Consider the following 12148-nt stretch of genomic DNA (forward strand, 5'->3'; position numbering starts at 1 on the left):
CCAGTTAAACCAGATTATATCTAGCTTCGAAGCACTTTCTTTCGAAGTGTTTCACCAACTGGCGACTAGATTATAATAACATGTTGTCACTTTCATGTCAACACCTTTTTATAATCTTTTTTAGAATTTTGTAATCTCTGTTTCAATCAGGAATTACCTTTTTATTCTAAAACGATTATCAACAAACATAGATTTTATCTAGTGTTTGCTAACTAATAAACAGTCGCTTCGAACGACTGTATAGCTATTATAGTACAAAGAACTGAGGTACGCAACCCCTAATTTTAAAATTTTACAAACTTTTTTCCATATCTCCTTATATGGTATATCTCTTTACTCATCATACTATATATTGTATTTATTAATTATATTGATATTCTAATACAATTCAATTAGATTAATATATCGTTAGTTTACTATTTTAGGCTTTTATAAGTCTTGTTTTAGTACCTGCGGAATACCCTCAGCAATATAGATATTTATTTCCACGTATTATATTACCCCTTATATAGTATATATATTATATAAGGCTACTATATTCTTTTTTACTTATTATAAATAGAAACAACGCCATCCAAACGGATGGCGTTGTTTAATAAGGATTTGTGTTCCCTAGTCGGGGGTCCAGGGTATAGGGGCCCTCATAAACTCAATATAAGGGCCATTGTGTCATTGTAGATACACGTGCAGTAAGGGATACACGTATACCATCAGTATGTATTAGAGATCAACTAAGCCTTTTAACGAGAGAAGACAAGGCTTTAATACCTACATTGCTATAAGTATCTATTATTGTTGAATTGCGCTACGCAAATCTACTTTGTTGTAGTCATTGCTACCCATTGGTTCATTGATAGCTTTGCGAAGGTCTACTACATGCTCATCGGCTACAGTTGGTTCTTCACTTGCTTTGTTTTTAACTGTTTCTTTAGCAGCGAACCAAATTGTTTCGTTCATGTAATGACGAAGTTCTTCGTTAGATACATGTTCTTGTTCTTGAGCAAGGACATCCAAGATAGCATCTTCTAAGTCTTGTGCTTCGTTATCATTCATTGGACCGCCAATTTGTTTTTGTTTTTGAACTACTTCGTTAACACGATCTACCATGCCACGCAATACATTATAACCATAGCTGTTTACGAAGCCATCTTTTTCATTGTATTTAGGTGTTTCAAAGTATTCGTATTCGTTTTTATTACGGTTTTCACCGTTCCAATTTAAAGCTGTTTCAAAACCGTGTACGCGGCCTAAGGAATGCGTACGGAAGTAATCAGCATAGTTATGCTTATCTTTGGAATGTAACCAGATTTTATCTGCTTTAGTCAATTGTTCATGATTATTGCGTTTAGCTTCTGCTAAGGCGATTTTTTGTTCTGCATTTTCCCATGCTTTCACATAATCATGAATAGATTGTACAACTTGTGGACTAGCCACAGGCACCAATACAACATTGCTTAAACCAGGTGTAGATGCAGGGTTAGGTAAGATCAAGTTGTCATCATATGTTGGAGCGCTTGCTGCATGACCAGTGAAGGATGCTGCGCTCAATAAAACTGCTGCTGTGAAAGCAAGCATTGTAGATTTTTTCATATCTATTCCTCTTTCCATAGTCGAATTAATGTGCTGGTTAAGGGCTCCCGAAGGAACCCCTAGCCAGTTATATCCAATTGATAACTAGATTTTAAAGCCTAGTTTTGAAAATTACATACCCATTTTCGCCATCATTGCAGCCATTTGAGCTTTCAATACTTCTACTTCACTTTGTAGACCAGCGTTTTGAGCTTTAATTTGTTCGTTTTCATATTTCAAGTCGGATACTTCACCTTTTAATCCGGCATTTTGAGCTTTCATTGCAGCCATTTCAGTTTGTACTGCGTATGCAGAACTGATAGGGCCTTTGCGGTAGCGATCTGCTACAGCTGCTTCAGCATCTCTGTTACCAACTTTCCAAGTTACACCAGCGTTTGCCATCATATGGCTAGAACCGCCAGCCCAGGACAAGCCACCATGGAACATTGTGGATTCGTTTTTGTAATGAGCTACGCCCACTGCAATCGCGGAGTTACCACGGTAGTTACCGTAACCAGCCATGATTTGAGTTGGTTCCAATGGATCGTATTGCATAGGTTTCAATGCGGACAATGCTGCACCTTGTGCACCTACACGACCGATTTCTTCGTTCAATTGATCAACGCGAGGGTCAACTGCGCCTTTTACGGAAAGGTCATAGTTTAAACCACCATCAGCAGTTTCAGTTTTCTTCAATACTACAGATTGATCATCAGATGTCAATGTAGTACGGGAGTCTTTCAATTGTTTAACGTTTACTGCATCTGTATCATTAGTGCCACGTTGAACATTAGTGATTTTGTTGCCACCCATGTTGAGGTTGCCACCAGTGATGTTTACAGTATCGCCACCGAAGGATACTTTAGGACCATTGGAGTTATTGGAAATGGAAGTGATGTTAGTGAGGTCACCTTTCACGTCGAAGGATACTTTACCGTTCGCATCAGTGTGAGCAGTAGTATTTACTCCGTTAGAGAAGTCTAAACCTTCAGATAACATTACTGTTTTAGCGTTGCCACCATTTTCTTTGTAAGTCAATGGAATTTGTTTTGCTGCTTCGTTACCATTGAAGTTAACTTGGTAGTTAGTTGTATGGTTAGTAGCATTTGGTTGAACGTCTACAGTGATCGCTTTGTTGTCACCTGTTACAGTAACTGCTTCACGAGCTGCATCTTTAACGTCGTTTTTATCTACAGATACTTCATATGTTGCACCAGCAGCACCGAATGTATCGCCAGCTTTAGGAGCTACTTTAGCAATGTTATTAGCATCAGCTTTAGCTTGTACTTTTTCAGTAGATTTTTTAGCTGCTTCTTCTTGAACAAGTTTCAATTGTTCTTCAGTTGCGGCACGACCTTTAGTTGCGAAGTCAGCAGAATCAAGTGTTTTGTTAGTTAAGCCAGTGATGTCACCAGTTTTACCATCAAGCTTGATTGTGTTGTCGCCAGCTACGTTAACTACTTGGTCACCTTTGAATTCTAATTTGCCATCGCCTTCGTTGTTAGTGATGGAAGTGATTTTGTTCAAATCGCCTTCAACATTAACTTTGTAAGGGTTAGCTTTAGAACCGTCGCCAGTCACTTTAGTGTTTTGACCGTCAACAAGGTTAGTTTTAGCTGCTTTCAATTGACGTACGTTAACCGCATCAGTATCGTTTACACCGTCTTCAACGTTAGTAATTTGTTTATTACCAGCATTGATGCCGTCTTTAGTTACGGATGGGCCATTGTTGATTACCAAGCCACCATCAGTGATCTTAGTATCGCCAACTGTTAAGGAACCTTTATTTGTAAGATCTACATTGTTGCTCAATGCATATTCTACTTTAGCGCCGTTTTCGTCGCTAGTTTGTTTTACAGTAAGGTTTTTACCGCCGGAGAATTCAACAGTTTTACCATCTGTAATGCTCTTAGCTGTTTTTTCAGAATCAGCTGTAGTATTACCAGAAGATTTAACGTTAAAGCTATTCATTGTACCAAGACCAGCACCACTAATTGTCATTTCGCCATTAGCAGATTTGGATACGGTAATACCGTCAGCACCTTTAACATTTACTTTACCGCCGTTAGCTGGAACATCTGTGCCATTAGCTTGGATTGTCCAGATATCGTCAGTGTTAGCGAATGTTTTGTCGCCGTATTTAATGCGGTCCCCATCTTTCTTAATTGTTGTGTAGTTATCAGGTGTACCTAAGTGAATTTCCTTAGTTTGGATGCTATCGATGCCTTTGATGTTTTTATTCAAGCGAATGTTCAAAGTATCGTTACCATCAGCAGTTACAGCGATGTTACCTGCCGCAGATTCAAATGTTTTTTCTTGCTCTTCAGTAACGCCTTCACCTTTAACTTTAACTGTGGAGTTAAGTTTGTTTTTGTTTACAACGCTTTCGTTGTTACCAGTGAATTTCAAGCCGTCATCAGTAGTAGCAACTTCGTGTTTGTTGTTGTTGCTATCTTCGTAAACGATACGAGTGATACCGTTAGTACCGTTTGTACCATTTACACCGTCTTGACCGTTAGCACCGCGGATAGTAAGACCATCTTTACCGTCTTTACCATTCAAGCCGATAGAGCCGTCTTTACCGTTGATTACAACAGCAGAACCGTCTTTACCGTTTACACCGATCTTACCGTCAACGCCTGGTTTACCGTCTTTACCATCATTACCAACTTTGATATCGTCGGACAATGCATAGTTGTAAGTGTGGTTGCCAGTTACTTTATCAACGATTTGTTCAACAGTTAAGTTTTTACCTGCACCGAAGTTTACAGTTGTGCCAGGTTTAACAATTGTAGCTGTGTGATCGCCTACTGTGTTACCAGTAACGTCACCTTTCCAACCGGAGTTGTTGATTGTATCTACAACAGTTTTAACTGTAGCGATACCATTATCACCATCAACGCCTGGTTTACCATCAACGCCGTCTTTCACTTTACCAAGTGTTACGTCGTATTTAACAACACCATTTGCATCAACGGAAGCTTTAGTGTAGTTACCGTCAACGAAGTTCAAGCCTTCAGACAATTTAACTTTTTGTTTAGTACCGTTGTTAGCTGTGTAGTTAAGTTCAGCATCGCCAAGGTTAGTTGCTTTTGCATTTACTGTGTAAATGTTTTGACCATCAGCACCAATTGTTTTATCAACTGTTACGTTGTCACCAGCTTTAACTTCTGTCTTAGCGGATTTCAATTGTTTTACGTTAACTGCGTCAGTGTCATTTACGCCAGCTTTCACGTTAGTGATGTTCAAACCACCAGCATTGATACCACCTTTAGTGATGGAAGGACCATTGTTGATAGTCAAGCCACCATCGTTCACTACAGTGTCGCCAATTGTTAAGGAACCATTTGGAGTCAAGTTGATTTTTTGAGCCAATTGAACTTTCAATTTGCCATCTACGTTGTTCACGCCGATGTTGTTTTCAGTCAATTTAGTGCTATTCGCACCACCAGTGATATCCAATGTTTGGTTCAATTTCTTAGCGATAACTTTAGTGGAGTCAGTTTGACCATCGTCGCCAGCATATTTCATGCCGTCGTCAGTAGTTGCCACTTCGTGTTTATTGTTGTTTTTGTCTTCGTATACGATACGAGTGATACCATTAGTACCATTTTTACCGTCTACGCCGTCTTGACCATTAGCGCCTTTAATAGTAAGACCGTCTTTGCCGTCTTTACCATTGAGGCCGATGGAACCATCTTTACCGTTGATTACAACAGCAGAACCATCTTTACCATTTACACCGATAGAACCATCTTTACCTGGTTTACCATCTTTACCATCATGACCAAGTTTAATATCGTCAGTCAATGCATAAGTGTAAGTGTGGTCTTTAGTTGCTGGATCGATAGTTTGTTCAACAGTCAAGTTTTTGCCTGCAGCGTAGTTGATTGTACCGCCGTTTTCAACAGTTGTTGCAGTTGCAGTACCTTCTACTTTACCGCCGTTAGCAGTTGCATTTGCTTTGAAAGTGAAACCATCTTTAATTTGATCCGCCAAACCAGACAAGTCGATTTTCGCGATTGTACCAGCTTGGTTAGCGCCATTGCCATCGTTGTATTTCAATGTAACGGATTTGTCTGCTGCATCATAGGAGTAAGATGTAGTAGCTTCACCTGCACGGTTGGATTGAGTTGGTGCGATATGTAAATCGTTAGCTTTGGAAATACGTTTTACATCGCCGATGTTAGCAGCGTTATCGATTACATCGCCACCAGATTTAAGGTTAGTGATGTTGTTGCCACCCATGTTCACGTTGCCGCCATCGAATTTGAATTCGTTGCCGCCAATTGTCATAGTTGCAGGACCATCGTTCTTAATGGAAGTGATGTTTTTCAAATCTTTGTTCAATTGAACTTCGAGAGTATCAGTACCATCAGCTTTTACGTTGATGTTACCAGAAGCGCTCTTGAAGGATGCAGAAGTTGTTTTATCTACGCCTTCACCTTGAACTTTAACAAGACTGTTCAATTTGTTTTTGTTTACAACATCAGTGTTATTACCAGTGAATTTCAAGCCGTCATCAGTAGTAGCCACTTCGTGTTTGTTGTTGTTTTTGTCTTCGTATACGATACGAGTGATACCATTAGTACCGTTTGTACCATTTACGCCGTCTTGACCGTTAGCGCCTTTAATAGTAAGACCGTCTTTACCATCTTTACCATTCAAGCCGATAGAGCCGTCTTTACCGTTGATCACAACAGCAGAGCCGTCTTTGCCATTTACGCCGATTTTGCCGTCAACGCCGTCTTTGCCATCTTTACCGTCGTTACCAACTTTGATGTCATCGGACAATGCGTATTCAACTTTAGCGCCGTCGTTGTTGCTAGTTTGTTTAACAGTCAAGTTTTTACCTGCTGCCATTTCAACTGTTTTACCATCGGAGATAGTTTTTGCAGCTGTTTCGGAATCAGCAGTTGTATTACCAGTGGATTTCACATTCCATACGGATTGTGCCGCACCTGGAGCTACATGTAAGTCGTAAGTAACTTGGTTGCCGTTTTCAGTTTTATTAACTGTTACGGAATTATCGTTGGAAGTTACTACTGTACGAGAATCTTTCAACTGTTTAACGTTAACTGCATCAGTATCGTTTACGCCAGCTTTTACGTTAGTGATATTCAAGTTACCAGCATTAATACCAGTTTTAAGAACAGATGGGCCACCGGAAATAGTTAATCCACCGTTATTAACAACAGTATCACCAATAGTTAAGGAACCAGATGGAGTCAAGTTTACGTTGTTGTTAAGATCGTATTTAACTACGCCATCAGCAGCTACAGAAGCTGTTGTGTTGGAACCATTAGTGAAGTTCAAACCTTTATCCAATGTAACTTTTTGGTCGTTGGAGCCATTCGCTTTGTATGTCAAAGGAATTTGTTTAGCAGCTTTATCGCCATCGAATGCTACTTGGTAAGTTGTGTTATGGTTTGTTTCATCTTTAACAGGTGTAACAGTGATTGGATTGTTGCTGTTGTTTGCATTGTTTACAGTCACTGCTTCACGAGCTGCATCTTTAACAGCATTACGGGAAACATTTACTTCGTATTTAGCATTTGCATCACCAGTTTGTTTACCGTCAGCTACAGTGATGTCAGCGATGTTAGTGTCGCCTACAGTAGCAGATTTTTTAACTACGCTTTCAACAGCAGCTTTATCGCCTGTTGGCAAGTTGCTCAAGTCGATCTTAGCAGTTTTGTTTACTGCATTATCATTGCCATCAACATATTCCAATGTAACTGTTTTATCAGCGTTCACTGTGTATGTTTTGTCTTTGATATGAATATCGTTAGCTTTGGAGATACGTTTAACGTCGCCAATGTTAGCAGCGTTAGTATTATCAGTATCATTATTATTTACGATACCAGATTTAAGATTAGTGATATTGTTACCACCAAGACTTACATTACCACCATTGAATGCGAAGTTATCGCCACCGATTGTGAAAGTAGCAGGACCTTCGTTTTTAATAGTCTTGATGTTAGTCAAGTCACCAGCTAAACCGAATTCAACTTTAGCACCGTCGTTGTTGCTAGTTTGTTTAACAGTCAAGTTTTTACCTGCTACCATTTCAACTGTTTTACCGTCAGTGATAGTTTTAGCAGCTGCTTCGGAGTCAGCAGTTGTATTACCAGTGGATTTCACATTCCATACGGATTGTGCAGCACCTGGAGCTACATGCAAGTCATAAGTAACTTGGTTGCCGTTTTCTGTTTTGTTAATTGTTACAGAATTATCGTTGGAAGTTACTACTGTACGAGCATCTTTCAATTGTTTTACGTTAACTGCATCAGTATCATTTACGCCTGCTTTCACATTAGTAATGTTCAAGTTACCAGCGTTGATACCAGTTTTAGTTACGGATGGGCCACCTGTAATTGTTAAGCCACCATTGTTAAGAATAGTGTCGCCAATTTTCAAGGAACCATTTGGAGTCAAATCGATGTTGTTGGACAATGCATATGTGTAAGTATGTTCACCAGTTTGAGCATCGATATCTTGTTTTACAGTTACGTTATCGCCTGCAGCATAGGAAACAGTTTTACCATTGCCAACAGCTGTAACAGCGTGGTTACCAACTACATTGCCTTTAGCGTCAGTGGAGAAGGAGTAACCATCTTTAATTTGATCAGCCAAACCGGACAAGTCGATTTTCGCCACTGTACCAGATTGTGTAGCACCGTTACCATCGTTGTATTTCAATGTTACGGATTTGCTTGCTGCATCGTAAGCGTAAGATGTAGTAGTTTCACCTTGACGGTCAGAAGATGTTGGAGCAATGTGCAAGTCGTTAGCTTTGGAAATACGAGTTACGTCGCCGATGTTAGCAGCGTTATTCAATACATCGCCACCAGATTTAAGGTTAGTGATGTTTTGGTCACCCATGTTGATAGGGCCGCCAGTGATGTTGATGGAGTTAGGACCGAATTCCATTTTTGGACCATTTGTAGTATTGGAAATGGAATGGATGTCTACTAAGTCTTTGTTTACATCGTATTTAACAACGCCTTCAGCATCTACGGAAGCTGTTGTGTTCTTACCGTTTGTGAAGTTCAAACCTTTATCCAATGTAACTTTATGTTCGTTTGTGCCATTCGCTTTGTATGTCAAAGGAATTTGTTTAGCAGCTTTGTCGCCATCGAATGTTACTTGGTATGTAGTGTTATGATTTGCTTCATCTTGTACAGGTGTAACAGTAATTGGGTTATTGTTATTGTTTGCATTATTTACAGTAACTGCTTCACGAGCTGCGTCTTTTACGTCGTTACGGGATACGTTTACTTCGTAAGTTGCACCAGCTTCACCGAATTGATCGCCTGCTTTAGGGGATACTTTTGCGATGTTTTTGTCGCTAGAACCAGCTACGTCTGCTTTAGCTTGTACTTTTTCAGTAGAAGCTGCAGTAGGTGTTACATTGTTAACATCTACAGTGTAGATCGTTTTAGTACTACCATCTGCATTTTGAACTACGTTGCTTGTTACTTTCGCAGCGTTTTTACCTTGAACCTCAACAGTGCTGTTCAATTTGTTTTTAGCGCTGTCAGACAAGTCAGCTACTACGTCGCTACCAGAAGCAGTTGTTTTGATGTACTCACCATTGTTAGCACCTACAACGCCGAAGCTCAAGCCACCTTGTTTGTTCAACTTTTGTAATTCAGTAGCGCCTGTGTTACCAGTCAAACCAACTGTGTTATTGAACTTGTTATTAACAATGTTCAATTGTTCTTCAGTTGCAGCACGACCTTTTTTAGCGAAGTCAGGAGCATCCAAAGTTACGTTAGTTAAACCAGTGATGTCACCAGCTTTAGCATTAATAGCAATGTTGTGATCGCCTGCTACGTTTACAGTTTGGTTACCACCAAATGCAATTTTGCCGTCGCCAGCTTTGTTTGTGATGGATGTAATGTCTGTTAAATCACCTTCAACATCTACTTTGAAAGTTTTAACGCCATTTACGTCACGGTGAGAAGCTGTTGTGTTCTTACCGTTTTCCATGTCGATAGCTTCTTTAGCAAGGTTTTTAATGACAGTCTTACCACCATTGTTGATATTGGAAAGATCTTGTTTAGCAATACCTGTAATAACAGCAGTTTCGTTAGGAACGTCTTTGTTGTTACCATCAACGTATGTCATTGTTACTTTGCCGTTGTTATCAACTGCGTATTCACCTGGTTTAATGTGTTTTTCATTAGCTTTGGAGATACGGATAACGTCTCCAATGTTAGCAGCGTTGTTAATTGTATTGCCACCAGATTTAAGGTTAGTGATGTTGTTATCACCAAGATCCAGGTTTCCACCCGTGATACTGATGTTGTCAGGACCAAAGTGCATAGTAGTACCACCATTATTAGTGATGGAAGTAATGCCACCAAGATCGCTATTTAAAGAGTATGTATATGTTTGTTCACCAATGGATTGGTCGATGTCTTGTTTAACTGTTAAGTTCTTACCAGCTGCATAGTTAACAGTTGTACCACTTTGAACAGTTGCAGGTTTTGCAGTACCATCAAGTTTACCACCGTTAGCTTTAGCATTTGTTAAGAAATCATATTTAGCAGCTGTATCAGCAGCGTTAATTGTGTAAGTAGTACGACCGTTTACAGTTTTTTCGTCAACTGTAACGTTTTTACCAGCTTTCACCATGCCAGTATCATCAAAGCCTACAGTAATTCTGGAGTCTTTTGCACCGTCATGAGCCGCTACAGTAGATACACGACCTGTACCGATTACATTTAATTTACCGCCATCAGTTAAGAAGTCACTTTTACCAGTGTTACCAGTTACAGCAACGCCAACGTTTTTCAATTGAGCCACGTTAACAGCGTCAGTGTCTGCAGTACCAGCAGCAAGACCAGTCAATTGACGAGTCATTTGTTGACCATTGCCGATGGATACAGCAGCTGTAGTAGCTGTTTGTACATTACCAGTCAATGGTGCGTATTTACGTTCATGAGGATCGGATGGGTTGTAACCAAGAACGCCTTTATCTGTTGTTGTAACAGAAGAGGAACCAAGAGCTACGCCATCAACAATACTAGCTTTTGCGTTATGACCTACAGAAATAGAATTAGTTGCACTTGCTGTGGTTTTTTGGTTTAAGCCAGCAAAAGTATTAGGGCTATCAGTGAAAGCCTCACCTTTACCATCACCACCAATAGCAATAGCATGATCGCCGGTAGCCTCTGCATTAAAACCTACTGCAACAGAGCCATCATTTGTAGCCTTAGCTGTACGACCAAGAGAAGTAGATCCCACACCATTGGATTGTGCACCATTACCTAATGCTACAGCTCCATGCGCACTAGCGTTAGTTACCTGACCGATAGCTAGTGTACCGGATGCAGTAGCTTGAGCTTTATTACCGATAGCTGTGGAATTATTAGCAGTTGCTTTGGACAATGTACCAATTGCAGTTGCCGCATTAGCAGATGCTGTAGTTTGATTACCAATCGCAATCATGTCAAATGCACCTGTATCAGTTCCATATGTAGCCTGTGCATTAAGACCAATCGCAATTGCTGCAGAACCTGTTTTACCAGGAGCAGATTGTGCTTTTGTTCCACCAGAACCGATAGCAATATTATGACCAGCTAATGCAGAAACATCAGCACCAATAGCTACAGAATCATCATGTTGAGTCGTTGCATTGTTACCAATAGCCACACTTTGTCTACCACCTGCATGGGAATAGTTACCAACAACGACAGAATTACCGCCTGCTTGTTTAGGTGTTGTATTACTACTATTCTCTATATAGTTCTGATTATTGTATGCACCGATTGCAATAGCACCATCTGCATTAGCATTAGATTTATTACCAATAGCAATTGTCTTAACGTTAGTTGCTGTATTGCTAGTACCAAGAGCTACTGCATTACCACCAGATGCTTCGTTGCGATTACCTAATGCAATAGCAGCATTTGCAGTTGCTTTATTTGCCGCACCATAAACGATAGTACCATCTTCATTATTAGTAGAGTTACCATAACCAACGGCAACTGAGTTAACACCAACAGTTTGATCACCATAATCGCCTACTGTGTTTGCAGTTTTAATATTGATACGACTATTATTAGTATCGATACTGCCGTCTGCGCTTAATGTAGCATGCACAGGTGTAACACCTGCTGCACCAACAAGTGCCAAGCCAGCCAATACGCTAGCTAATACTTTTTTCTTGCCGTTATTATTTTTAGCAGTTTCAGGAACTACTACGTAGCAGCCTTTAGATTTGCTATAAACGACTTTAAAAACTTTATTCATAGAAACTATGAACCCCTTTCTCTCTTATAAGAAAACACTAAATGCCTTATGTACACTTTTTGTTTCATGAATTGTTTATGACACACGTTCACATACTCTTCATTAAGATATTTATATAATACCAATTTATAAACTAAATGTAAATAGAATTCCTTGAAATTATTAAAGAAAATTTTAGAATTATAAATTTAATAAAATTGAGTTTATTTGACGAGGAAGTATCTACTCATGCCCAATAAATGTAGCTATATTAATATAGTTATTATATATAATATAAAACATTTATATTAGATAGTACCCTATTTCGATTTAGTCA

Annotated in this window: 2 protein-coding genes; both read right to left on the bottom strand. The window is 39.5% G+C overall.

The genetic code is table 11. The features are described from left to right. Window positions 1–789 precede the first annotated feature (789 nt). Entirely contained in the window at window positions 790–1590 is an 801-nt protein-coding gene (locus tag O3607_RS09240) for a hypothetical protein (protein WP_371443757.1), read from the bottom strand. A gap of 111 nt (window positions 1591–1701) precedes the next feature. Then, entirely contained in the window at window positions 1702–11832 is a 10131-nt protein-coding gene (locus O3607_RS09245) for an ESPR-type extended signal peptide-containing protein (protein ID WP_371443758.1), read from the bottom strand. Between the last annotated feature and the right edge of the window lie 316 nt (window positions 11833–12148).

The organism is Veillonella sp. 20925_1_51 (assembly GCF_041431445.1).
GTDB lineage: Bacteria > Bacillota > Negativicutes > Veillonellales > Veillonellaceae > Veillonella > Veillonella nakazawae.

Coding starts and splice junctions, on each gene's coding strand:
- O3607_RS09245 (WP_371443758.1), bottom strand. CDS start 11,832: ATGAATAAAGTTTTTAAAGTCGTTTATAGCAAATCTAAAGGCTGCTAC.
- O3607_RS09240 (WP_371443757.1), bottom strand. CDS start 1,590: ATGAAAAAATCTACAATGCTTGCTTTCACAGCAGCAGTTTTATTGAGC.